The organism is Methylocapsa sp. D3K7 (assembly GCF_029855125.1).
Lineage (GTDB): Bacteria > Pseudomonadota > Alphaproteobacteria > Rhizobiales > Beijerinckiaceae > Methylocapsa.
Genome location: NZ_CP123229.1, coordinates 2,741,232 through 2,763,704, shown reverse-complemented (window position 1 = coordinate 2,763,704; position 22,473 = coordinate 2,741,232). Strand labels below are relative to the sequence as shown.

The 22,473-nt window shown below is 59.2% G+C and carries 25 protein-coding genes; 7 read left to right on the top strand and 18 right to left on the bottom strand.

The genetic code is table 11. The annotated features are described in order from the left end of the window. Positions 1 to 131: 131 nt before the first annotated feature. The 9 genes from QEV83_RS13010 to QEV83_RS12970 all read right to left on the bottom strand — a co-directional run bounded on the left by QEV83_RS13010 (position 132) and on the right by QEV83_RS12970 (position 7,860). Complete coding sequence (locus QEV83_RS13010; protein WP_280128150.1) at positions 132 to 920, bottom strand: SDR family NAD(P)-dependent oxidoreductase; 789 nt, start codon at positions 918 to 920, stop codon at positions 132 to 134. 1 nt (position 921) lies between these two features. Continuing rightward, positions 922 to 1,356 carry a MaoC family dehydratase gene (locus QEV83_RS13005; RefSeq protein ID WP_280128149.1) on the bottom strand — a complete coding sequence of 145 codons (435 nt, stop codon included), beginning with the start codon at positions 1,354 to 1,356 and terminating at the stop codon, positions 922 to 924. Then, a complete protein-coding gene (locus QEV83_RS13000) occupies positions 1,353 to 1,796 on the bottom strand; it encodes a hypothetical protein (protein WP_280128148.1) in 444 nt (147 codons plus the stop codon). The genes QEV83_RS13005 and QEV83_RS13000 overlap by 4 nt, the downstream gene beginning before the upstream one ends. Then, entirely contained in the window at positions 1,793 to 3,010 is a 1,218-nt protein-coding gene (locus tag QEV83_RS12995; RefSeq protein WP_280128147.1) for a beta-ketoacyl-[acyl-carrier-protein] synthase family protein, read from the bottom strand. Before QEV83_RS12995 ends, QEV83_RS13000 begins: the two co-directional genes overlap by 4 nt. After that, positions 3,011 to 3,280 carry a phosphopantetheine-binding protein gene (locus tag QEV83_RS12990; RefSeq protein ID WP_280128146.1) on the bottom strand — a complete coding sequence of 90 codons (270 nt, stop codon included), beginning with the start codon at positions 3,278 to 3,280 and terminating at the stop codon, positions 3,011 to 3,013. It abuts the gene before it with no gap. A gap of 296 nt (positions 3,281 to 3,576) precedes the next feature. After that, complete coding sequence (locus tag QEV83_RS12985; RefSeq protein ID WP_280128145.1) at positions 3,577 to 4,137, bottom strand: L,D-transpeptidase; 561 nt, start codon at positions 4,135 to 4,137, stop codon at positions 3,577 to 3,579. Between the two features lie 147 nt (positions 4,138 to 4,284). After that, on the bottom strand, positions 4,285 to 6,222 hold the full coding sequence (gene acs / locus QEV83_RS12980; protein WP_280128144.1) for an acetate--CoA ligase: 1,938 nt from the start codon (positions 6,220 to 6,222) through the stop codon (positions 4,285 to 4,287). 86 nt (positions 6,223 to 6,308) lie between these two features. Continuing rightward, positions 6,309 to 6,941 carry an invasion associated locus B family protein gene (locus QEV83_RS12975; protein WP_280128143.1) on the bottom strand — a complete coding sequence of 211 codons (633 nt, stop codon included), beginning with the start codon at positions 6,939 to 6,941 and terminating at the stop codon, positions 6,309 to 6,311. A gap of 169 nt (positions 6,942 to 7,110) precedes the next feature. Then, positions 7,111 to 7,860 (bottom strand): DUF1223 domain-containing protein, encoded by a 750-nt coding sequence (locus QEV83_RS12970; RefSeq protein ID WP_280128142.1) that lies wholly within the window; start codon positions 7,858 to 7,860, stop codon positions 7,111 to 7,113. 240 nt (positions 7,861 to 8,100) lie between these two features. On the opposite strand from QEV83_RS12970, the gene QEV83_RS12965 reads away from it, so the two are divergent. Beyond that, positions 8,101 to 9,021: a metallophosphoesterase gene (locus tag QEV83_RS12965; protein ID WP_280128141.1), complete on the top strand. Its 921-nt coding sequence runs from the start codon at positions 8,101 to 8,103 to the stop codon at positions 9,019 to 9,021. Between the two features lie 74 nt (positions 9,022 to 9,095). Here QEV83_RS12965 and QEV83_RS12960 read toward each other — a convergent pair whose 3' ends face one another. From QEV83_RS12960 to QEV83_RS12950, 3 genes are all read right to left on the bottom strand, one after another. Continuing rightward, positions 9,096 to 9,407 (bottom strand): septal ring lytic transglycosylase RlpA family protein, encoded by a 312-nt coding sequence (locus QEV83_RS12960; RefSeq protein ID WP_280128140.1) that lies wholly within the window; start codon positions 9,405 to 9,407, stop codon positions 9,096 to 9,098. A gap of 407 nt (positions 9,408 to 9,814) precedes the next feature. Next, positions 9,815 to 10,852, bottom strand: a complete 1,038-nt coding sequence (locus QEV83_RS12955; protein ID WP_280131056.1) for a UPF0104 family protein — start codon at positions 10,850 to 10,852, stop codon at positions 9,815 to 9,817. Between the two features lie 186 nt (positions 10,853 to 11,038). Continuing rightward, entirely contained in the window at positions 11,039 to 11,443 is a 405-nt protein-coding gene (locus QEV83_RS12950) for a flagellar export protein FliJ (protein ID WP_280128139.1), read from the bottom strand. A 552-nt stretch (positions 11,444 to 11,995) separates the two neighbouring features. Here QEV83_RS12950 and QEV83_RS12945 point away from each other — a divergent pair. Continuing rightward, positions 11,996 to 12,697 carry a response regulator transcription factor CtrA gene (locus QEV83_RS12945; RefSeq protein ID WP_280128138.1) on the top strand — a complete coding sequence of 234 codons (702 nt, stop codon included), beginning with the start codon at positions 11,996 to 11,998 and terminating at the stop codon, positions 12,695 to 12,697. Positions 12,698 to 12,769: 72 nt separating this feature from the next. Here the strand turns inward: QEV83_RS12945 and QEV83_RS12940 are convergent, their stop codons facing one another. The 4 genes from QEV83_RS12940 to QEV83_RS12925 all read right to left on the bottom strand — a co-directional run bounded on the left by QEV83_RS12940 (position 12,770) and on the right by QEV83_RS12925 (position 16,925). Further along, positions 12,770 to 14,380: a phosphoenolpyruvate carboxykinase gene (locus QEV83_RS12940; RefSeq protein WP_280131055.1), complete on the bottom strand. Its 1,611-nt coding sequence runs from the start codon at positions 14,378 to 14,380 to the stop codon at positions 12,770 to 12,772. 125 nt (positions 14,381 to 14,505) lie between these two features. Beyond that, the gene (locus QEV83_RS12935; RefSeq protein WP_280128137.1) at positions 14,506 to 15,276 is read right to left on the bottom strand and encodes a pyridoxamine 5'-phosphate oxidase family protein; all 771 of its coding nucleotides are present in this window, start codon (positions 15,274 to 15,276) and stop codon (positions 14,506 to 14,508) included. Between the two features lie 71 nt (positions 15,277 to 15,347). Next, positions 15,348 to 16,325, bottom strand: a complete 978-nt coding sequence (locus QEV83_RS12930; RefSeq protein WP_280128136.1) for a DnaJ C-terminal domain-containing protein — start codon at positions 16,323 to 16,325, stop codon at positions 15,348 to 15,350. Positions 16,326 to 16,451: 126 nt separating this feature from the next. After that, the gene (locus tag QEV83_RS12925) at positions 16,452 to 16,925 is read right to left on the bottom strand and encodes an RT0821/Lpp0805 family surface protein (RefSeq protein WP_280128135.1); all 474 of its coding nucleotides are present in this window, start codon (positions 16,923 to 16,925) and stop codon (positions 16,452 to 16,454) included. A 102-nt stretch (positions 16,926 to 17,027) separates the two neighbouring features. Between QEV83_RS12925 and pdxH the strand changes: the two genes are divergently transcribed. Genes pdxH through QEV83_RS12910 form a run of 3 tightly spaced genes read left to right on the top strand, consistent with a single transcriptional unit; the run spans position 17,028 to position 18,738 of the window. Then, on the top strand, positions 17,028 to 17,642 hold the full coding sequence (gene pdxH, locus QEV83_RS12920; protein ID WP_280128134.1) for a pyridoxamine 5'-phosphate oxidase: 615 nt from the start codon (positions 17,028 to 17,030) through the stop codon (positions 17,640 to 17,642). Beyond that, a complete protein-coding gene (locus tag QEV83_RS12915) occupies positions 17,639 to 18,139 on the top strand; it encodes an NUDIX hydrolase (RefSeq protein ID WP_280128133.1) in 501 nt (166 codons plus the stop codon). Before pdxH ends, QEV83_RS12915 begins: the two co-directional genes overlap by 4 nt. Further along, positions 18,136 to 18,738 (top strand): TIGR02301 family protein, encoded by a 603-nt coding sequence (locus QEV83_RS12910; RefSeq protein ID WP_280128132.1) that lies wholly within the window; start codon positions 18,136 to 18,138, stop codon positions 18,736 to 18,738. Before QEV83_RS12915 ends, QEV83_RS12910 begins: the two co-directional genes overlap by 4 nt. Before the next feature lie 9 nt (positions 18,739 to 18,747). Here QEV83_RS12910 and QEV83_RS12905 read toward each other — a convergent pair whose 3' ends face one another. Next, positions 18,748 to 19,500 carry a hypothetical protein gene (locus tag QEV83_RS12905; protein ID WP_280128131.1) on the bottom strand — a complete coding sequence of 251 codons (753 nt, stop codon included), beginning with the start codon at positions 19,498 to 19,500 and terminating at the stop codon, positions 18,748 to 18,750. A gap of 241 nt (positions 19,501 to 19,741) precedes the next feature. Then, positions 19,742 to 20,041, bottom strand: a complete 300-nt coding sequence (locus QEV83_RS12900; RefSeq protein ID WP_280128130.1) for a hypothetical protein — start codon at positions 20,039 to 20,041, stop codon at positions 19,742 to 19,744. Between the two features lie 297 nt (positions 20,042 to 20,338). Here QEV83_RS12900 and QEV83_RS12895 point away from each other — a divergent pair, with 297 nt between their 5' ends. Together QEV83_RS12895 and QEV83_RS12890 are read left to right on the top strand one after the other, a co-directional pair. Then, complete coding sequence (locus QEV83_RS12895; RefSeq protein WP_280128129.1) at positions 20,339 to 21,340, top strand: P1 family peptidase; 1,002 nt, start codon at positions 20,339 to 20,341, stop codon at positions 21,338 to 21,340. A gap of 48 nt (positions 21,341 to 21,388) precedes the next feature. Next, on the top strand, positions 21,389 to 22,393 hold the full coding sequence (locus QEV83_RS12890; protein ID WP_280128128.1) for a c-type cytochrome: 1,005 nt from the start codon (positions 21,389 to 21,391) through the stop codon (positions 22,391 to 22,393). Positions 22,394 to 22,473 lie beyond the last annotated feature (80 nt).

Sequence of the window (22,473 nt, the reverse complement as noted above, 5' to 3'; positions counted from 1 at the left end):
TGAACTCCAAAAGAACGGTTTCAACAACAAACAAATTGCAACAATTTGTTTCAGAAATTGAGTGAATGAGAGATTTGACTGTAAGGACGAGCGAAGAACCTTCCCAGAAAACTGGAAATTGTAAGAATTCGTTAACGAATACGCTCGTGTGTTTGGGGAATCTTAACCCTGAAGCACGCCATAACTTTATCCACAAGCCAAATTGGCAGGATGCGGGAGAGGCGAGCCGCAAAGTAAAGTGGGAATGGAAACGCGATTACTGCCTTACGCTGTTGGAGACCCTTTTGAATACGTGCTGCTGCCTGGCTAGCGGTGATTTGGAGCGGTTTTGTGGCATCGATGCCATCATTCAACGGGGTCTTCACAAAGCCAGGGATCACGAGAGCGACTTGCACACCGCTCGCGGCGAGACGGCCGCGCAGGGATTCACTGTAGGCGTGGACCGCCGCCTTGGTCGCGCAATAGGACGGCGAATAAGGCAATCCGCGCAGCCCCGCGATCGATCCGATGAAGGCGATTTGGCCGGCGCCCCGCGCGCACATCGGTCTGATCAAAGGTTCGACAGTATTTAAGACGCCAATCAGATTGATGCCGATGATGGCGCGGACCGCGCTTGGGTCCTCGGCGATCTCGCCCGGCGAGAGACCCGTCGTAATCCCCGCATTGGCAATGACAAGATCGAAGGGCTGGCGGGCGTCGGCCGCCTCGATCCATTGTGCCATTGTGCCCTGATCGCGCACGTCGAGGACACCAAGGCCGACTTCGGCCCCTTGCGCGCGGGCAGCGGCAGCGGCATCCTCCAGCCGTTCGCGGTCGCGCCCGATCAGGGACAGCGACGTCCCGGGGCGCGCATAAACCAGCGCCAGAGCCCGGCCGATGCCGCTCGACGCGCCGGTGATGAGGATGGAGCGGGGCTGCATGTCAGCTGGTTCTGTACAAGACCTCGGCTTCCGCCAAGATCACTAGGGCCTCACCGGGACCCCGCGCAGTAAGCCGCAACATGAGTTCTGGCCTCGGCGCCCCGCGGCTGCGCAGGACCCGCCCCAAAACGCGAATGCCCTCCTCCACCAGCACGGGCCGCAAAAACTTGGCGGAAAGCCGGGCAATGAAAAGATCCGTCCGCCATCTCATGATGAGAGGCTCGAAACATGCCAGCATCAGCATCCCATGCACGGGTGGCCCGGCGAGACCCGCCGCCGTTGCCGCAGCGGGATCAAGATGCAAAGGATTGTCGTCGCCAGAGACCGCAGCATAACGGACGAGCGCGTCATGCCCGAACGGACCAAAATTTTGCGCGCCGATCTCAGCACCGGCGCTTGGCCAATCCGGCGGCAGCGCATACCCGGCTTCTGTCACGAAAGCGTCTCCCCTTTGAGGCGGACAATCCTCAAAATTGTTTCGAGCCGGGCGCAAATCTCCCCTTGCAAGGCCGCGACCGTCATTTTCAACGTCAGACGCGGCGGCGTTTCAGAAGTTTCGATCGCGATGTCGAGGACATAATCGGCGCCTGTCCGCAGGCTCCGCTCATAGACGAAACTCTGTGCCTCATGGACCGGCAGAAACTCCTCGCCGCCGCTCAATTGCATGATCAAGGCGCGGACGGGGGGAAGCGTGAACCAGCGGAAGGGGAAGGTGAGCGGGACGAAATCACCGGTCCCAGCGGCGAAGGTCTCGCGCGAAAACGCCGCCACTTCATTGGGTTCGGTCCGGACCCGGATCGCGGGCAGGCGCACCGGGCCGGCCGCGCCCAGCTCCCCTGGCTGGGCGGCGGCTTGCGCAGGATCCCGCGTGGTCATGCCGCGGCGGCGCGCCGGACGATGAGGCTGGCATTGATGCCGCCAAAAGCGAAGGAATTGGTCAACGCGGTCCTGATCGGCATGGGGCGCGCCTCATTCGGCACGGGATCGACAGGGCATTTGACGTCGGCCTCACGCCAATTGATGGTCGGCGGCGCCACACTCTCGCGAACCGCGCCGATCGTAACGACGAGTTCGAGCGCCCCGGCCGCACCAAGCGCATGACCATGCACGGGTTTTGTCGAGGACACCGGCAGAGGCCGGCCGCCGAAGACGAGGCCCAGGGCCGCCGATTCCGTCGCGTCGTTCGCGGTCGTCCCGGTTCCATGCGCGTTGACGTAGTCGATTTCCTCAGCATCGACGCCAGCGTCGGCCAAGGCATTGCGCATGCAGGCGGCGGCTCCATCGACATCGGGGCGGACGGGATCTTTGGCATCCGCCGAGGTTCCGTAGCCAGAGATTTCAACGAGCGCTTCGGCGCCCCGGGCCCGCGCGAGTTCCGATTCTTCCAGGATGAACACCGCGGCGCCCGCGCCAAGGATCATGCCATTGCGGCCCTTGGAGAAAGGCCGGCAGGCGTCCGGTGTCAGAACTCGCAGCGCTTCCCAAGCCAGCATGGCACTGTTGGTCACGCAATCCTCGGTCCCGCCAACGATGGCGCGATCTGCGAGCCCGGAACGTATGAGCTGGACCCCGAGGCCGATCGCCTGCGTTGCCGAGGAGCAGGCGCTCGCCACCGCGAAACAGGGCCCGGTCGAACCATAACGGATGCTCAGCAACGAGGGACAGGCGCTGGGAATGAGACGCGGAATCGTCAAGGGATCCGGGCGTCCTTGCTCGACCAGCGTCAGATAAAGCCCGTTTTCCAAAGTGTGCATGCCGCCGACACCCGTGCCGATGATGGTGGCGGTGCGCGGCCCCATGGGTTTGGCCGATGCCAGCCCCGCCTGGGCCATCGCTTCGTCGGCGGCGACAAGCAGATATTGCGCGACCGGATCGCAGAAGGGCAATTCACTGGAGGTGAGATAGGCGGCTGCGTCGAAATTCTGGACCTGCGCGGAAATCCTTATGCGTCCCCGGTAGGGCCGTGCAAATTGGGTCTCGCGCGCGCAGGAACGGCCATCGCGCGCCGCCTGCCAAAGAGCTGCCGCGCCAACGCCTGCGGCGGACACAGCACCCATGCCGGTGACGACAATACGCCGCGTGTCAGCCATTCAGTTTTTTTCTTTGATAATGTAGGCGGCAATGGCGTCGATCAAATCGCCGACGCTTTTTGCCTCATGGAAAGGCCCATCCATGGGAATATAGACGTCGAATTTTTCTTCAATGGCGGTCAAGATCATCACAATGTCGATCGATTTCAAATCCAGACTCTCGATCGTCGCGTCTAAAGTGGCTTTTTCGCGGTCAACCATTCCTTCCTTGACGATCACGTCGATGATCTGATTGGCAAGCTCGGTTTGCTCGAGGGCTTTCGTTTCCACCAGTTACTCCCTGAGAAAATGACCGCTAAGCTCCTGCGGATCGCGTGACGGAGCTATGCCGCAACGCAGAACTCTACGCCAATCAACCGCAACTCGCCAGCACTGCCCGCCGGCTATTGGCTCAACCCCATCTGGCTCACTCCCGGCCGCCGGGAAGACCACGCTGAAGAGATTGGTTAGACCAATCCAAGACGGAAATAAAGACCCCGCACGCAGCAGTGCACCGGCAGTTTCCGCTGCGTGACCCGCCCGCTGGCGCTGTGGGACTCGAGGCCGCGGACAGGAAATCTGACCAATCAGGGAATAGAGACGACCGGAGTTCCGACCTGGACCCGGTGAAACAGGTCTATCACATCTTCATTGTACATCCGAATACAGCCGTAGGAGGCGGCCGTGCCGACGGATCTGCGCATCCTGGCCGTGGTCCCGTGGATCGCGACTTCAGAAAGACTTAAGGTAATCGCCGCCGCGCCCATCGGATTGCGGGGAGAACCGCCAGGGATGACCGACGACAGTTCGGGATGGTCATGCCGCACGACATCAGGCGCCGACCATGCGGGCGAAAAATATTTGCCCTGAACCGAGGTCTCCCCCTGCCAGGCCTTTCCGGCCCGGCCGATCGCGATCGGATAGCGGATGGCCGTCCCAGATCCGGTCGTGAAATAGAGCGCCCGCTCGCTTTGCTTGATGATGATCGTTCCGGCGGCATAGCCCGCCGAAAACGCGACATGTTCCCTGGCGTTTGCCCCGGATGCCGCCACGCATCCACCCGCCAAAAGAGCCAGTCTTCCGAAACCTATTAACCTTGTCGAAAATTTGTCAAAAAAATGACGGACGCCTGTGTTACGCTTGCTCATCGCACTGCCCACCGGCTTTTGAAATACCTTGGAAATCCAATAATACCAAGGGATAGGCTCTATCGGGGCAAAATCACCAAATATGGTTAAAATATGGCTGTCATACGGCCTAACTATGGTCGATCTGCCTCATTTACTAAATGCATATCAACCGATTCGGTTGCGTATCAATTCCTCGACCACCGCGGGATCGGCGAGCGTCGAAATATCTCCGAGCGCATCAAACTCCTTTTCAGCGATCTTGCGGAGGATGCGGCGCATGATCTTGCCGGAACGGGTCTTCGGCAATCCCGGCGCGAAATGAATCACATCGGGGCTGGCGATCGGCCCAATATCCTTGCGCACCCAGGCGACGAGTTCGGCGCGCAGCTCCTCGTTCTGCTCGGCGCCGATCATCAAGGTGACATAGGCATAGATGCCCTGGCCCTTGATGTCGTGCGGATAGCCGACGACGGCGGCCTCCGCGACCTTTTCGTGGGCGACGAGGGAACTCTCCACTTCCGCTGTGCCGAGGCGGTGTCCGGAGACATTGATGACATCGTCGACCCGGCCGGTGATCCAGTAGTCGCCGTCGGCGTCGCGGCGGCAGCCATCGCCGGTAAAATATTTGCCCGGATAGGCGGAAAAATAGGTCTTCACAAAGCGCTCATGGTCTCCATAGACCGTCCGCATCTGGCCAGGCCAGGAGTCGGCGATCACCAGATTGCCCGAACAAGCGCCGTCAAGCACCTTGCCTTCGGCATCGACCACTTCCGGCTTGATCCCGAAGAAGGGCTGGGTCGCCGAGCCGGGCTTCAGCTCCGTCGCGCCCGGAAGCGGCGTGATGAGGATGCCGCCGGTCTCCGTCTGCCACCAGGTATCGACGACCGGACAGCGGCCGTCGCCGACGACATGATAGTACCATTCCCAAGCTTCCGGATTGATCGGCTCGCCGACCGAACCCAGAAGCCGCAGCGAGGCCCGGCTCGTCGTTTTAACCGGCGCGTCGCCCGCGCGCATAAGGGCGCGGATCGCGGTTGGCGCGGTATAAAAAATATTGACCTGATGTTTGTCGATGATTTGCCAAAAGCGGGATGCGTCCGGGTAGGTCGGGATGCCTTCGAACATCAGCGTCGTCGCGCCATTGGCGAGCGGACCATAGACGATGTAGCTGTGTCCGGTGACCCAGCCGACATCGGCGGTGCACCAATAAATATCGCCGTCGTGATAATCGAACACATATTGATGCGTCATCGAGGCATAGACAAGATAGCCCGCCGTCGTATGGACCACGCCCTTCGGGGTTCCGGTTGAGCCGGACGTATAAAGGATAAAGAGCGGGTCTTCCGCGTTCATCTCGGCATAAAGGCATTCGGTCGAAACGTTTGCCGCAGCCTCGTGATACCAGACATCGCGGCCGTCCACCCAGTCAACAGCGCCGCCGGTATGCCGGACGACGAGCATCGTCTCGACGATTCCAGCCGTTTTCGCGACCGCTTCGTCGGCATGTGCCTTTAGGGGCGTCGCGCGGCCGCCGCGCCGCCCTTCGTCGGCGGTGATGAGGAGTTTTGAGCGGCAATCCTCGATCCGTCCAGCGAGCGAATCCGCCGAGAAGCCGCCAAAGACCACCGAATGGACCGCGCCAATCCGCGCGCAGGCCAGCATCGCATAGGCCGCCTCGGGAATCATCGGCAGATAGATCGTGACCGTGTCGCCTTTTCCGACTCCATGCGCCTTAAGGACATTGGCGAGGCGGCAGACTTCATCATGCAATTGCTGGTAGGTGATATGTCTCGATTCTTTAGGGTCGTCGGCTTCCCAAATGATCGCCGTCCGGTTTTTGAGCCGCAACAGATGCCGGTCGATGCAATTTTGCGTGATATTGGTGGTGCCGTCCTCGAACCATTTGATCGACACGGTGCCCGGACCAAACGACGCGTTCTTGACCTGCGTAAAGGGTCTGATCCAATCGATTCGGCCAGCTTCCCTGGCCCAAAAGCTCTCGGTATCGGCGATCGAACTTGCATAAAGTTCGCGGTATTTCGCGTTGTCGATAAAGGCCCGCTGCTCCCAGTCAGGCGTGACGGGATAGATTTTATCGGACATGTGTTCCCCCCGCGAGCATCGCCTCAGTGCGCGTTTCCATTTGGCGATATGCTACCGCCAGCATGGTCCTTCGCGCAAGCAACGTCTCAGGGGCATTCCTTCTCGATCCTGTCGAGCGCTTGCGCCAGGCCGGCGAGCGAATAGCTGTCAACCGTCAAGCGCCCCTTGGACGAGGGTGCCTTAACGATCAGTTTCGATCCCTTCTTCAAAGCATCGACGAATTGCGGCTCCTGAGCCTGGTTCTTGATCCAGGCATTGGCCCCCTTGGCGACCAGATCGAAGCCAGTTCCCCCGATGTCCGCATGAGCGGCGGCCCCATCCTTCACGGAAAATCCCATGATGATGGAAACCTCCCCCCGCACCTTTTCGCCGGGCCGGTTGGAGATGAACACATAGGCGGGGTCGCGTTTCAGGCCCGAGGGAGCCCTATCTTTCGGCGAAGCCAACGCGTAGCAGGTCTTCGACTTGTCCCCCTGGGCGAGAAAAACGCCCCAGTCGCCGTAACTCGCCAACTGCGACGGCTTCCCGGCGTTCTTCGTGTCCGTGTTCGCGGGAGAGGGCTGTTCGATCTTCGCGGGTTTTGCCTCCTTATGCCTCCTCCTTGCGGACGCTGGACTGGTGCAAACGAGTACGGCCCCAAGGACAAGGGTGAAAACAAAGGTTAAACCGCGAATGAGTCGACAAGACATGTTGGGAAAAGACATATTTGGAAAATACATGGCGGATCGTTGCTCCTGGCCGCTTCGCGCGAACTGCTTGCCTTCTCTATAGGCCGTGAGCACGGCCGGTGGAAGCCACCTACAGGGTCGCCGCTGAAATTTGGACAGTCCCGGCCAATCCGGAAATTTTAGGCGGAAGCGAAGCCGTGGCCATTCGCGGCCGATGACCTCAAAGCCCCTCGGTCTTCGCCGCGGCAAGAATTGCGCCTGGGCGTTCCGGCGTACCTTTTTGGATCAGCACCACAAAGCCCTCGCCCGATGGAGGCGTGCGCGGCATGTCGAATGTCGCGGTCTGACCGTTCCACTCCCCGACCTTATCTATCGCGCGGACGACATTGGTATAGGTCACGACTCGGCCGGCATTCTCTCCACGTTGAATGTGAACCGTGCTAGAGCGCGCGACCCGGAGCACGAAAACTCCCGCTGGGCCGCCGCCGCCGCTGGCGACCTCGATCGAGTAATGGCCATCCGCTTGCGACAAATGCATCGGCACCGTCATAGCGCCATCGGCATCCTTCGCCGATTTGATCGCCTGTTGGATTTCCTCATGGTCGCCGCCAGCCGCACTGGCAAGCCCGTTTACGACAATCTGCGGTGTATAGACTTGCGCCTCGCCATGCGCCAAAGCATAAGCCCTTTGCCGCGTCGTAAATACTGGCGAAGCGAGTGTATCCCGCCAGCCGATATAATCCCAATAATCAACCGGGAAGGACAACGCGACAACACCTGGCTCCCGCGCCATCGTGGCGAGCATTTGGTCGGCCCGCGGACAAAAAGAGCAGCCTTGGCTCGTGAACAGCTCAATGACGTAATCGGCCTTTCCAGAAGAGAATTGTCCGGCGCCAAGGCTGCCGCAAGCAAGCAGAATTGCCGCAGCGCGGGCGGAGACCGTAAATATCAAACGAGAGTGGGGAACCATTCGGGAAAACCATCGAGTTTGCAGTGCTGACGGATGTTTGCTGAGTTTAGACAAACGGTTGGGAGGCGCGAGTCAATTCATGTTTATCGCAGAAAGTCCCACCGTCTGACTTGAGGAATATCAACTGGTAGGCCGCCAGGGCCGCCGGGAGAGGTCACTTCTTCGTGGCCGCTTGCAATTCGTTTTGCCGCTGGCCTTGGATTTGCTAAATGTCCTTGTTGGAAATTTCCGCGTCGCCGCTTGACGCGCCGCGAAGAGCAGCACATTGGCCGCGTGAAAATTCTTCTTGCCCATTTGTCCGACCCGCATATCGGGCCCTTGCCAAGTTTGCGCCGGCGTGACCTCATCGGCAAGCGGGTGACCGGCTATTTGAACTGGAAACGCTCCCGCTCCCGCGCCCATGATATGGGTGTCCTTGCGCAAATCGTGGCGGATCTGCGAGCCCATCATCCAAGCCATATCGCGGTCACCGGGGACATCGCCAATATCGGTCTTCCAGCGGAATTTCATCTCGCCCGCACTTGGCTGGAGACCTTGGGAGACCCCGAAGACGTCAGTTTCGTGCCGGGCAATCACGATGCCTATGTGCGCGGCTCCTTGCCTGGTCTTGCCCGCATTTTCGCGCCCTGGACGACGGGCGAGACGCGCGGCGCCCAACAATTCCCCTATCTGCGGGTTCGGGAGAATGTGGCCTTCATCGGCCTATCCTCGGGTATCCCGACTCCCTTATTCATTGCTTCCGGTTATTTGGGCGAGCGCCAGTTGGACGCCGCGGAAAAACTTCTCGTCGAAACAGCCCGGAGCGGTCTTGTCCGGGTCGTGATGCTGCACCATCCGCCCGAAGCCTCGGCGTCCCGTATCGGGCGCGGTCTCACTGATGCCCGGCGCTTTGGCGCCCTGATCGGCCGCGCAGGCGCCGAACTCATCATTCATGGTCATAACCACAAACTTTGCACGACCCGGCTCCAAGGCCCCGGCGGTCTCGTGCCGGTCATTGGCGTGCCCTCGGCATCCGCCATTCGCGGGAAACCGCGCCACCGCGCCGGATACCACCTTTTCGAGATTTCCGGCGGCGGCGGCGATTGCAAAATTACCGGCCGCGCGCGGGGACTTTTGCCGGGGACCATGGTCGTCGGCGACCTTGGCCCTCTGATACTGTGATGTGGGCGCAATCCGGCTGAGGTTCCGGGTCTTCAACTCGTAGGGATTGGAAGAATTTGGTGGCCCGCGGCTGCCTAGTCGGTCACCGTCTCGACCATCACCTGCGCCACACCGGCGTGGCGAAACCCAAGAATATCGGCGGCACCAGTCGAGACATCGATGATCCGGCCCTGAATGTACGGCCCCCGGTCATTGACCACGAGCACTGCTGTTTTGTGGTTGGCGAGATTGGTCACCCGGACATGCGTTCCAAACGGCAACGAGCGATGCGCGCAGGCCATATGGCCGCGGCCGCCATAATAAGACGCCTTGCCTGTCCAGCTTTGCGCTTGCGCGATGCAACAAGACGCAAATAACGCAAGACCAGCCATGATAATTTTTCTCACAATTCACACTCCATGCCGTGACATTTCAAGCTCAATCTGCTGAGCATGACAATGGTTGCATGGCTATTGTGATGAAACGGCGGCAATATATTCATATCTTAATTGATAAATTAAAAAACTTTTATATTCTATGTATATCTATTTCTACAAGACAAAAGCTTTATTTATAATTGAAGATACAGAAATACTTTATAATATCGAAAAGCTAACAAATAGATCAAGAGTATTGTCTACAAAAGCCAATTATCCTTGACATAGATGTGATTTTGTACGAACAGCAGCACCCTAGCCGGAATCAGCACAGGAATATCTTGCACGTTCCTGCAAGGCATAGCTGGTAGCGGGAAAAGGAAGCGCCGCTCAGTACAACGGACTGCCATTCGCGCGCGAGGATAGCAAAGCGATGGCTAAGGGATCCCGGCACGGTTGCGATCAGACGTTTGTTTTATCTCACCACTGGCAAGGGGATGATGGCTCTCGGTGTGCAGCACTTCCTTCAGCCGGTTGCGCTCGAACGCAATGACAACGAAAATCGACAGGAAAAACGGAATGAGCAGATAAAAAAAACGGAAGACAAGCAATGCCGCCAGCACCTGCGTTTTGGGCATTTCGGGCATGGCGCTGATGAAAAACCATTCGAAAACGCCCAATCCGCCCGGCGCATTCGACCAAAGCGCCGCCGAAAACGAAGCGATAAACACCGCCAGCACAGCAAAATAACCAGGATTGCCCGCATCCGGAAGCGAAAAAAAGATGATGCCGGCCGCCCCTAGAAGTTCCAGCGGCGCCGCCAGCAATTGCCGGACGGTGATTCCCGGCTTCGGATATTCGAGCCGGAACCCTCTTATAATGAGCGGTTTAAAGCGGAGAATCGAACCGATCACATAGATTGCAACGCCGCTGAGGAACACGACGCCGATCAGCCGGGCGGTCGTGGGATCGGTGAGAGACCGCAGATATTCCGGCAATTTACCGCGAAACCGGCTGAGTTGTTCTGGTTCCAACACGGAAATGATGCCCCCGAGCAACACCGTGCCGAGGGCGAATGTCAAAGAACAAATGGCGACGAGAACCGCAACTTGCGCCGCGCTGAGGCCTTTCGAGTGATAGGCCCGGTAGCGAACCATCCCGCCTGAGAAAACCGTCGCTCCGATATTATGTGCGAGTGCGTAAGTCGTGAAGGAACAAAGCGAAATAAACACCCATGAGATATTCTTGATGCCAAGATGGAGGAGCGCGATCCGGTCATACCAAGCCAGCGCCGCGTAGGCGACAAGCGTCGACAGCATCGCCAGCAAATAATGCCCAAGGGAAATCGACTTGAGGTGTTCCCAGACTTCCGGGCCTACAGCTTCGCCTTTGAACTCCCTGTGGAGAAGCCAAAGTGAAACGGCGACCGCGGCAAAGCCGACCAACGGCCAGAAAAAATCGAGAATGCGCTTCATCGCTCTCCGGACAACCATGCCCCGCCGCGCCGCCGCGCGTGCACCGGCCGCCATGTCCGGCGGCATCCCTGCACGATGCGTGCCGCTATGGCAAGCGGAACTTGGTCTGTCGGAAACTTGATGAAAATGGACGATTGCTGCAATCCTCCGCCCGCCCCCGGCGCGCCCGTATATGATCAAAGTCGGTTAAACTTGCACGCGCCGCGCGGTTATCCCCAACGTTCCGTTTGTCCCGGCCCCCGTGCCATTGACTGGGCCAATAAGCTTCCCGCTATCGAGGATGCGTGCATTGCTGGGATCGGCGAGGGTTTCCTCAAGAAACTGGCGCGCCTCTTCGAGCTGAACCGTCAGTTCCCCAGCCGATCGCTGCAAATTGTCCCGCCGCGTTCGCGCCGCGCGGGCATACGTCGGATAGGCGAAGTGGGAAATATCGGATATTCCAGACCGTTGTTCTTCAAGCGCGATTTCCCGGTCGAGATCGCGGGCCATCTTGGAAAATTCGGCGATCATCGTTTCGATTTGGGTGACCCGGCGGCGGGTTTCATCAACCTGAAAACGCCTGAGACGCGCCAATGTATCCCGCGATTTCATTGTTTCAACTCCAAGACGCGGGCTGGACCTCAAAGGCGGATCCGAAAAAAGATGCCGGACTTTTCAACAACGGCCTGCTCCAACGCGGTCGGCATGGCACGGCGAGCCCAAGGCCCCGTGCGATCACCACTTTGCCTGAGTAAAGTTGCCCATTCGTTACCCCCACGAAAAAGCTCACAAGTTTTCCCTCCCCTGGCCCGACGAGGTGGCCCATTTTTTACCTGCGGGAGAGCTTGCTCAACGCTTGTGACCCCAAATTGCGAAAATTTCTGCGCACATTCGGCCACGCGGCGTGTCCTTCGTCGCGCAAGCTTGCGCCGGCAGGATTAAACTCTCGAGACGGAAAAACGAATCAGCTGGCGCCCGTGGCGCGGCCGCCAGCAACGATCTGGATTTCGGTGGAATGTTTTTGTTAACCAATGCCCGTTAAGGTTACGAAATTCGTAGCGAAGTCCTCATCGCGGAGCACTGGCCAAGATAGCCACCGCGCGGGACTTCAAGCGATCTTGCGCGACGGCAAGGCGACCGACGGGGGGAAGGCTGGGACCTCACATGCGCGTTTTACTGATTGAAGACGATAGCGCGACAGCGCAAAGCATAGAGCTGATGCTCAAATCCGAGAATTTCAATGTCTATACGACAGATCTCGGCGAGGAGGGCATCGATCTCGGCAAGCTCTACGACTATGACATTATATTGCTCGATCTGAACCTTCCCGACATGTCGGGTTATGAGGTTCTGCGAACCCTGCGAGTCGCCAAGGTCAAAACGCCGATCCTCATTCTTTCCGGGCTCGCCGCGATCGAAGATAAGGTCAAGGGCCTGGGATTTGGCGCCGACGATTATTTGACCAAGCCTTTCCATAAGGACGAACTTGTCGCGCGCATCCAAGCCATCGTGCGGCGCTCGAAAGGCCATGCCCAGTCCGTCATCGCGACGGGCGATCTCATCGTCAATCTCGATCAGAAAACCGTCGAGGTCGCCGGCGCGCGGGTGCATTTGACCGGCAAGGAATATCAAATGCTGGAGTTGCTCTCCTTGCGCAAAGGCACGACTTTGACAAAGGAAATGTTCCTCAACCATCTCTACGGCGGGATGGATGAGCCCGAGCTCAAGATCATCGACGTGTTTATCTGCAAGCTGCGCAAAAAGCTCGCCAATGCGAGCGATGGCCGTAACTATATCGAAACGGTCTGGGGACGCGGCTATGTCCTTCGCGAGCCCAGCGACCAGGAAGAACGAATCACCGCCTGAGCTTTGGGGCCCAGTTCCTCCTAAATCGTTCCGTTTCGGGATTTCATTCGCAATGGCAAGACAGTTCAGCGGCTAGACTACCGCCACGACGGCAGGTTGCGCGGCCTTGACCTCGCTATCGACATGCTCCTCGTATTTAACGAAATTCGCGCGGAACATGCCGACCAATTTTAGGGCGGTCGCTTCGAAGTCGGCTTGGTCGGCCCAGGTCTTGGCGGGATCGAGCAAATCTTCTTCAAGGCCTGGGACATCGCGCGGCACCGAAATGCCAAAATAAGGATCCATGCGGAAGCTGACCTTCGAAAGCGACCCATCAAGAGCAGCGGCCAGGAGCCTGCGCGTGACACGGATCGGCATGCGTCTGCCGATTCCATATTTGCCACCCGTCCAACCCGTATTGACGAGCCAGCAATCAACTTGATGCTTGGCGATGAAGTCGCGCAAGAGATTGCCATAAACAGACGCGTTGCGCGGCATGAACGGCGCGCCAAAGCAGGTCGAGAACGTCGCTTGCGGTTCGCTCACCCCGGTTTCCGTTCCGGCAACCTTCGCCGTGTAACCGGACAGAAAATGATACATCGCTTGCGCTGCGTCGAGTTTGGCGATCGGCGGCAAAACGCCAAAAGCATCGCAAGTGAGCATCACAACGTTTTTGGGATGGCCGGCGTGCCCGCTTGCCGAGGCGTTGGGAATAAAATCGAGCGGATAGGCAATGCGGGTGTTTTCGGTCTTTGAACCGTCGTTAAAATCGGGCATGCGTGTCAGCGGATCGAGCACGACATTTTCCATAATCGTGCCGAACCGTTCCGATGTCCCATAGATTTCGGGTTCGGCTTCACGCGACAATTTGATTGCTTTCGCATAGCAGCCGCCCTCGAAATTGAAAATGCCGCGCGGGCTCCAGCCATGCTCGTCATCGCCGATCAAGGTGCGCGACGCATCGGCCGAAAGCGTTGTCTTGCCGGTGCCGGAGAGGCCGAAGAAGAGCGCGCTATCACCACCCGGGCCCGCATTCGCCGAGCAATGCATCGGCATGACGCCGCTTTCCGGAAGCACGAAGTTGAGGTAAGTGAAAACCGACTTCTTCATCTCACCGGCATAGCTCGTCCCGCCGATCAGCACGATTTTCCGGCTGAAATCCATCGCGATGACCGTCTGCGTCCGGCAGCCATGGCGCGCAGGGTCCGCCTTGAAAGAGGGCAGATCGAGGATCGTCAAATCGGCGGTAAATTTTGCCAGCTCTTCGCTGGACGGGCGGATCAGCAAATTGCGAATGAACAGCGAGTGCCACGCAAATTCCGTGAACACACGCACATTTACCCGATGCGCGGGGTCGGCGCCTCCATAAAGGTCTTGCGCGAAAAGTTCCATTCCCTTGGCATGGGCAAGCATGTCGGCATAAAGCGTATCGAAAGCTCGCGGCGTCATGGCGTTGTTGTTGTCCCACCACACCGTCTGATCCGTGAGAACATCGCGCACAATATATTTGTCGTTGGGCGAGCGGCCAGTATGGGCACCCGTATCGGCGCAAAGGGCGCCGCCCTTGGCAATCGCGGCTTCGCCGCGCCGTATCGTCTCTTCAACAAGGCGCGGGGCCTCGAGATTATACGAAATGCGGCGGAGGTCTTTGAGGCCGAAAGTCCCGGCTCCAAACGCCGGATTGAAAGGACCGGTTTGGAACATCGTCTTCACTTTCGATGCGCCGGCGAGAAGGGCGCGTTGCTATGAACTGTAGCGCAAATCTTATACGACACTGGTGACAGAATTAGAGCTCAAAAAAGCGCCAATCGCCGCGCGGCACAATGACTTCAAGCGCCTGGCTCCAGGCTGTTCGCGTTCCGCTCCGCAAGAAGAGGCACAATGTCGAAAACTTCCTGGAGGCTTTGGGCGCGGCCCGGAAACACGACGCGAGCGGTTCGATCGCCACAAGCGAGATCGAGGCCTTCGGGATCTATCCCGGTTGCATGCCAGTCCCCATTGGACTTGCCAGCGCGCGTGGCCGCCAACCGCGCGAGTGCGCTTTGATGGCTGGCATTCAGTTGCCCAAGCCCCTGCGCCTCATTCGCGACCAAAGCTCCCGCCCCATCAAGGGAAGTCACGAGAGACTTGGCCTCGAAACGGCCGGCACGCCCAAAACCGCCGTTCAAATGCGCCTCATCCATGGCCATCAGCCAAAAGGAAAAATCGGCGAAATCCGCATAAAGCGCCGATTTGGGATGTTTCGCCAAAAAGCGCTCCTTCAGGGCCGCGCGGCGTTCTGGATCGTCGATACGCCCGGCCTTCCCTACGAGGGTGATACGCGGATGCGCGAGAGGATCGCCGGGACCGGTTCGCGCAAGAAGCAGCGAAACGCGAGGATCGGCGGCAAGATGCCTCGTATGGGCGGCAAGTTCCGACAGCAACAGAATGGGGCTTGCGTCCGGCGCCGTCGCAACGTTCACGAGACTGACGAAGGGGGACGCTTGACCCGGAACCACGGTCGCCAGCGCCCCGGCGCGGACTGAGCGCAAAAGCTCCTTCGCCAGGGCCAGCGCATCAAACGGTTCTCGGATGGCCTCGTCCGCCCCGGTTTGCGTCATGAGCAATATCCCCTTACGCAGCGCATCTTCGCGGCTCGTCGGTTGTCCCGCCGCGCGGCTTGGTGTCGTGGTTACTTCATGCCGGCGCGTGGATTATAGGGCTTTTGGCTTTCCCATTTGCGCATCAAGCCCGCAAGTTCGCTGTCCGTCTCATCGGGCAGAACGATTTTCAAGGTCACCAGAAGATCTCCAGCCGGCCCTTGGGGATTCGGCAGTCCCTTGCCGCGCAGCCGCAGAGTGCGCCCGCCATTCGACCCGGGAGGAACCGTCAGTTCCACCGTGCCGTCGAGGGTCGGCGCGTTAACCTTGGCACCGACAACCACCTCGTAGAGGGTTACCGGCAACTCAAGCCGCAGATCGCGCCCCTCGATCCGGAAATAGGGGTGCTTGGCGATCTGCACTGTGACCATGGCATCGCCCGGTTCGCCGCCGAGAGGGCTTTGATGACCTTGCCGTTTCAGGCGGATTTGCTTGCCATCCTCAATCCCGGCCGGGACGGTCACTTCCAAAGTGCGGCCCGTCGGCAAAGTGACGCGCGCGGTGGTCCCCTTGACCGCTTCGGCAAGAGTGATCGTTACGACCGCGCTCACATCTTCGCCGCGTGGCGGAGGCCCGGCGGCGCCACGCCCGCCACGCCGGCGCCCGGCGGCTGCCCCCGCACTAAAGAGCTCGGAGAAAATATCGCCCGGGTTCAATCCTTCCGCCGCTCCACCCGGCTGACCGCCACCGAAATTGAACTCAAAATGCTGGAACCCGGGGCCGCCGGCTTGCGCGCGGCGGCCAAAGCCCGGCCCCTCCGCGCCAAACCCCTCAAACCCGTGGAAACGCGGTTTGCCTTCCGCATCAATCTCGCCCCGGTCGAAAGCAGCACGCTTTTTCTCGTCGCCCAAAATTTCATAGGCAGAGTTTGCCTCGGCGAATTTCTCCTTCGCCTTTGGCTCCTTGCTCTGATCTGGATGATACTTCTTGGCGAGCTTGCGAAAAGCCTTTTTGACATCGGCCAGGCTGGCGGATTTCTCAACTCCCAGAACCACATACGGATCACGCATCGATCATCCCATTGTCGCGCTCGCCCGCTGGCACGAGCGCAAGTGTGCTCCCTCAACTTGGGATGGCGGCGCGGCCGCCGCAAGGTTTTTATTGGAAACTTGGCCCTTGCGGAAGCCAATCGGCGTTCACGCCTTTTTCCAGGGTTTGGCTTCGGCGATCGTCCATTCGCCCTTGGTGTCCGCGCAAGCGGTGCCTTGGATGGATTGTTCGGCCCCCTTCCGGTCAAGCTCGGCAAGGAAGACCCGGCAAATCCCGGACTCCAACGGATAGGGTTTGCCAACCGGGATAAACGAACCTTTGTTGCCCGATTCCGGATTGTCCCAACCGACGAGCGACCCATTGCCTTGCGGGTCGAGGGCGGTCGACAACGCCGCCTTGGCGCGGCGCCAATCCTCGGGCTCGAGAAGATTGGCAATCGATGCCTTCGTAATGGTCCCGGTGACATCCTCCTTGGAGGACGGCGTCATCAAGGGTGAAATGGGAAACGACATGGAACATCCGGCGAGGACAGCCAGCGCACAGCCAAGGCCGCCGGCGCGGACGAGCGGCACGGCCCGCAACCAGGAATACCAAACAATGGTTCGACCCCCGCAAGCCATGCTAAAAGGCCTCGCCCCAAGCGGATGCCGTCGTTTCGCGGCGAATTTCATATACTGTCACAAGTCCGCTGCCTGCTAAAATTGGCTCTTCTGGAGGGTACGTTGAACGAGTTAACGAGTGGTGACTTTACCGGCTCCGCCGAGCCATTTGCTTTGTTCGCCTCCTGGTTCGAAGACGCCAAAAAAAGCGAGCCGAGCGATGCGGACGCAATGGCGCTGGCGACGGCCGGCGCCGATGGGCTGCCGGATGTGCGCATGGTCCTGCTCAAGGACGCAACACCCGCCGGATTTGTCTTTTATACGAACTCGGAGAGCGCCAAGGGACAGGAGCTGCAGGCAAACATGCACGCGGCGGCGGTTTTTCACTGGAAATCACTGCGGCGGCAGGTTCGTTTGCGCGGCCCGGTGACCCTTGTGGGTGGCGCCGAGGTGGATGCCTATTTCGCCAGCCGGCCTTTGCAGAGCAAGATTGGCGCCTGGGCAAGCCAGCAATCGCGGCCGCTCGAAAGCCGGTTCGCCCTGGAGACCGCGGCGGCCAAATTCGCCGCGAAATTCGCCCTCAGCGAAGTTCCAAGGCCGCCCCATTGGTTCGGCTACAGGATTTCGCCCCTCTATCTCGAATTCTGGTCGGAGGGGGCCTTCCGGCTGCACGACCGTATCGTCTTCCGGCGGCAAACGGAGCAAACTGCCTGGCATAAGGAGCGCCTTTATCCATGACCCCCGCTCGTTCGCGCCCCTCTGATGCGTCCGGCTCCGCGCGGGAATATCCTACGCGCCCGTGCCTTGGCGTGAGCTTGGCCGTGTTCCGGGATGGCCTTGTGCTTCTTGCCAGACGCGTCCGCCCGCCCTTCACGGGAGTTTTTTCATTGCCCGGCGGCCTCGTCGAGGCCGGTGAAACCTTGGAAGACGCCGCGCTGCGCGAATTGCGTGAGGAAGTGCGGATTGAAGCGCGGATCGCCGCGTTCAATCAACTTGTGGAATCGATCGATCGCGACAGTTTGGGCCAAATCCGCCATCATTATGTGATCGCCTCATTCGCGGGCGAATGGATCGCTGGGGACGCCACGCCGGGAGCGGAAGCAAATGAGACCATCTGGGCCGCGCCATCACGGCTCGCCGCTCTCGACTGCACACCGGGGCTCGCCACTGTGGTGGACGCGGCGGAAAAATTGCTCGCGCGCCCGCGTGCGCCACATTTGAGACCGAGCCAATGAAGGCAGCCATGATCTTCGCGGGTGTCCGCACCAAATCCCGCCACGCCCTTAGCGCCATCGTGGTGGCCACCTTTTGCGCGGGGATTGCGCCAACGCCGGGAAATGCCCAATTCGATTTTCTTTTCGGGTTCGGCAAGCCATCGCCGCCGCCTGCGGCGGCGCCATCCGGGGCGCCCCATAAATCCCAAACGAGCAAAGCCAAGCCCAGCAAGCCCAAGCCCAAAAAAGCGATCGCGGCGACACCCGCGCCCAACACACCAAGCGGGGCTCCCGCGACAGCGGTGGAGGGCCCGCCGGCTCCCTATGATCCCGAAATGCTAAGGCTCGCCGAAATCCTCGGCGCCTTGACCTATCTCGATGACCTCTGCGGCTCCAAGCCTTCCGGCGATTGGCGCGCGAAGATGCAGACGCTCCTCGAAGCCGAAGCCAAGACCACCGCCAAGAAAGAGCGGCTGGCGGGCAGCTACAACCGGGGCTTTCATGACTATGAGCGTACCTATCATGTCTGCACTCAGAACGCCCAAGCCGTCATCAGCCGGTTTCTCGCCGAGGGCGGCAAGATCGCGCACGAGGTGGTCAATCGCTATGGGTCGTCGTGAGTATCAAACCTAAGCCCGGCGCGCCAAGGATCGCAGATATCCCTGATATTCTTCGTTGAGCTCCATATCCACGGCGGGAGCGACTTTCAACAATAGGTTGGCAACGAAGGGCTCATCGTTGCGGCTGTCTTCCAAGACCTCCCGCACGACGGGAAGATTGTCTTCAATGTGATGAAGGAACGCCACACCTTTTTCTTGGGTTTCTGTCCAGCGCTCGCGGGTCCATCTCGCCAGGGGATACATGACTTCGTGAACGAAATTGGTTTTGCGGGCCTTTTCGAAGAATCGCAAACTCGTATTCCAATTTTCCTTTGCGCGAAGCGGCGGCGGCGGCGGATCGCCAGACAGCAATTTCTTGCCCGCCTGGCCCACAAAATCTTCCAACGTCACCGGCGCGTCGATCACCCCGCGAAAATGCCATAGACCGAAAGATCCGGGGAATTCTTTCCCCATCGACTCGGTCAGAGCAGCCTCCACTTTGTCGACGGCGGGTTTGTCGCCCTGCATCGCCGCTGTCATACAAAATGCGAAGATTGCATCGTTCCCGACATTATGGACACCGCCGTTTCTCAGCTTTTCCGGCGGCAATTTCGGGGTGATCCCATCCGCGGGGATGTCAGCTTCGCCAGCCCGTTGCGCGGTTATAAACGCGGTAATTTCCAGCCAGCCCATGAAATGTTCAATGAACGCATCGGGATCCACATGCACGATGGCCAGATTGAGTGGCATCTTGCGCTTTTTCAGCTCTTCCATATCCGTCATGAATATGTCCCAGACGCGTCAGTGCGGTTGTGTCAACGGAGGGTCGGGAAACCGACAACAGGACAAGCGTCCGGGAGCAGATTCGAGGAATTACCGCAAGAAAAATGCCAAGGACACCCGGCCGCCCAAAAGCATGGGCGGCAAGCGCACACTGTCCCTTGGCCTTTCAATGGAGGTGCAAGAAGGCGCCGGCGCCAGCAGCCTTGCTAGATCGCCGGCGCTGGTCTCTGTGTTCCATCAATCAATGATGGTCCTGAATGCCGTTGTGAACCTGGGCGAGAACTTTTCCTTCGACCCAGATGAACCCGGATTCGGGAGCGGAACAAACGATCTCCCGCTCATCGATGAGACGGTCGCAGAGCATGACGCAAATGTCTTCGAGCGGGGCACTCGTGTCGTTTTCCTCGGTCATGCGATCGATCGAGGTTTCTTCCAACTCTTCACCGTCAACGAGATAGATGATGAAGACTTCTTCATGGCCTGCGATGCCATGTGCGTTGACCCTGAACGTTTCCCCGCGATATTGAAATTCTCGTACCATTGTCCGCCGCCTCTTCTTGGTAGGTTAGCGTTTTATGAGCGCGTAGCAGAGAGCCTCGCCGCGCTTCAGCGAGGATTGAAAACGCGGCGACCATAGACATCCGTGCAAGTGATGGTCAAGCTATCGCGCCGAGACATTATGAAGCGTGCGCTATGTAAAATGATTGAACAGCGTACATAGCAGCGAACACACAAACTCTCTGTTAAGCATCATGCAACTTTGCGGTACAACCATTGACCTTGCCGGGGGAAATTTCGATACTCGAAAATACAATTGCTCTGTTGCTGTGCGGCAAGATTGAAAAATCTCATCACCGATGTACCCGGCCTTCGCGTGGGTCATGCGCATGACGAACAGATTGCGTCCGGCGTCACGGCGCTAATTTTCGACTCTCCCGCTGTCGCCTCGATTGCGATCCATGGCGGCGCACCGGGCTTGCGTGACACCGCTTTGCTCGAACCCGAGATGACGGTTGACCGTGTCGATGCGTTGGTTCTTTCGGGGGGCTCCATCTTTGGCCTCGATTCGATGGGTGGCGTCATCGCTTTTTTGCGTGAGATCGGCCGCGGCTTCCCGGTGCTGGAGATCAAAGCGCCGATCGTGCCGGGGGCGGCGCTTTTCGATCTTTTGAATGGCGGTGATAAAAATTTTGGGCGCGAGCCGGTGTACTGGCATTTGGGATACCAGGCGGCCGCCGCCGCCGCCGAAAGTTTCGCTCTGGGCACCGCAGGCGCGGGTTTTGGCGCCACCACCGTCGATCTCAAGGGAGGCCTCGGCTCGGCGAGCGCGATGACCTCCGGCGGTTTTGTCGTTGGCGCCCTCGTTGCGGTCAATGCGGTTGGCCGGGCCACCATCGGCGAAGGCCCGCATTTCTGGGCCGCCCCTTATGAACAAAATCGTGAATTTGGCGGCCTTGGTTTGCCCTCGCCCTGGCCCGCTGACGCGCTCGCATTTCGTATCAAGGGCGGCGCGCCGCAAAATACCACAATTGCCATTGTCGCGACCGACGCGGCGCTGACCAAAGCCGAGTCCAAACGCCTCGCCATCATGGCGCATGACGGCATGGCCCGCGCGTTGCACCCTTCGCATGCGCCGATGGATGGCGACACGATTTTTGCTGCCGCGACAGGAAGTTCGGCAACCGCTGCAACGATCATCGACAAGACCGAGATCGGTCATTGCGCGAGCGGCTGTCTGGCGCGGGCCATCGCCCGCGCGGTTTACGAGGCAACGCCCCTGCCCTTTCCCGGTGCTTTGCCAAGCTGGCAAAGGCGGCATCAACTCGCTAGAATACGGTGAGATTTCCTTGGACCCTTGCCACAGTTCGATTCGAAGGTCAGAATTTCAATGAGAATCGTCCGCGTCGGCCTCGTGGCCCTGGCGGGGTTTTGCGCGCTCATTATCGCTGCCGCCGCCATCGAGAAGGGTCAAGCAAAGGACCAGGAACCTCTCCCTGTCTGGACCATCCCCGACATTGATGCTTTGCCCGATGATCCGCATGGCCAGCTCGTGCGGCACGGCCGCGACCTTATTCTGATGACCTATGCTTTTCTCGGACCGCACGCGCCCGACAGGGACACGCGCTTCGCCGGAAACAACCTCGCCTGCGGCAATTGCCATCTTGAAGCGGGAACGAAAAAATTTGGCCTGCCGATTTACGGGCTCTCCTCGGATTTCCCGCGCTACAGCGCTCGGATGGGCGCCGAGATCTCGATTGAAGACCGCGTGAATTCCTGCATGACGCGGAGCATGAACGGGCGCCCGCTGCCGGTCCCGTCTCCGGAAATGCAAGCGCTCAAAGCTTACATCACGTTCCTCTCGACCGGTCTCACGCCAGGCGAGCACGTTCCGGGGCATGGCGCGGGCACGATTCCCGAACTCGATCGCCCCGCCGATCCCAAACATGGAAAGCTCGTCTATACCCGCGCCTGTCTCGATTGCCACAATACCAATGGCTCAGGCATCGCGCGAAGCCCGCAAGCGTTGAGCCTTGGTTACGCCGTTCCGCCCCTCTGGGGAGACGACAGTTTCAACGATGGCGCCGGGATGGCAAGGCTCATCACGCTGACGGATTTTCTTCATTCCAACATGCCGCATGGGGCCGATTACCGGAACCCGATGCTCTCCATCGAAGAGGCCTGGGATGTGGCGGCCTATGTCGAATCGCAAGCGCGGCCGCACAAAACCGGGCTCGAGAACGACTTTTCGCCGGATCTGCTCGATAAACCAGTCGATGCCGCCTATGGGCCTTACGCCGATCATTTTTCTGAGGCCCAGCATAAATATGGCCCCTTCCAACCAATCCGCGCCGAGATCGAGCGTTTGAAGGCCGACAAAGATAAAGCCAGATAATGACGGCCTCGACTAGAGCAGTATCCGACCTGAATGAATCTGAAGGGATTCCCGAATCGGGCTTGAGGTGATTCAAACTG

Bases quoted from the DNA above. Each gene is read 5' to 3' on its own strand.
- QEV83_RS12950 (WP_280128139.1), bottom strand. From the start codon at position 11,443: ATGAAATCGCGGGATACATTGGCGCGTCTCAGGCGTTTTCAGGTTGAT.
- QEV83_RS12975 (WP_280128143.1), bottom strand. From the start codon at position 6,941: ATGTATTTTCCAAATATGTCTTTTCCCAACATGTCTTGTCGACTCATT.
- QEV83_RS13010 (WP_280128150.1), bottom strand. From the start codon at position 920: ATGCAGCCCCGCTCCATCCTCATCACCGGCGCGTCGAGCGGCATCGGC.
- QEV83_RS12905 (WP_280128131.1), bottom strand. From the start codon at position 19,500: ATGACGGATATGGAAGAGCTGAAAAAGCGCAAGATGCCACTCAATCTG.
- QEV83_RS13000 (WP_280128148.1), bottom strand. From the start codon at position 1,796: ATGACCACGCGGGATCCTGCGCAAGCCGCCGCCCAGCCAGGGGAGCTG.
- QEV83_RS12995 (WP_280128147.1), bottom strand. From the start codon at position 3,010: ATGGCTGACACGCGGCGTATTGTCGTCACCGGCATGGGTGCTGTGTCC.
- acs (WP_280128144.1), bottom strand. From the start codon at position 6,222: ATGTCCGATAAAATCTATCCCGTCACGCCTGACTGGGAGCAGCGGGCC.
- QEV83_RS12910 (WP_280128132.1), top strand. From the start codon at position 18,136: ATGAAGGCAGCCATGATCTTCGCGGGTGTCCGCACCAAATCCCGCCAC.
- QEV83_RS12930 (WP_280128136.1), bottom strand. From the start codon at position 16,325: ATGCGTGATCCGTATGTGGTTCTGGGAGTTGAGAAATCCGCCAGCCTG.
- QEV83_RS12890 (WP_280128128.1), top strand. From the start codon at position 21,389: ATGAGAATCGTCCGCGTCGGCCTCGTGGCCCTGGCGGGGTTTTGCGCG.
- QEV83_RS12925 (WP_280128135.1), bottom strand. From the start codon at position 16,925: ATGGCTTGCGGGGGTCGAACCATTGTTTGGTATTCCTGGTTGCGGGCC.
- QEV83_RS12985 (WP_280128145.1), bottom strand. From the start codon at position 4,137: ATGAGCAAGCGTAACACAGGCGTCCGTCATTTTTTTGACAAATTTTCG.
- QEV83_RS12945 (WP_280128138.1), top strand. From the start codon at position 11,996: ATGCGCGTTTTACTGATTGAAGACGATAGCGCGACAGCGCAAAGCATA.
- QEV83_RS12900 (WP_280128130.1), bottom strand. From the start codon at position 20,041: ATGGTACGAGAATTTCAATATCGCGGGGAAACGTTCAGGGTCAACGCA.
- QEV83_RS12940 (WP_280131055.1), bottom strand. From the start codon at position 14,380: ATGTTCCAAACCGGTCCTTTCAATCCGGCGTTTGGAGCCGGGACTTTC.
- QEV83_RS12915 (WP_280128133.1), top strand. From the start codon at position 17,639: ATGACCCCCGCTCGTTCGCGCCCCTCTGATGCGTCCGGCTCCGCGCGG.
- QEV83_RS12935 (WP_280128137.1), bottom strand. From the start codon at position 15,276: ATGACGCAAACCGGGGCGGACGAGGCCATCCGAGAACCGTTTGATGCG.
- QEV83_RS12970 (WP_280128142.1), bottom strand. From the start codon at position 7,860: ATGGTTCCCCACTCTCGTTTGATATTTACGGTCTCCGCCCGCGCTGCG.
- QEV83_RS12955 (WP_280131056.1), bottom strand. From the start codon at position 10,852: ATGAAGCGCATTCTCGATTTTTTCTGGCCGTTGGTCGGCTTTGCCGCG.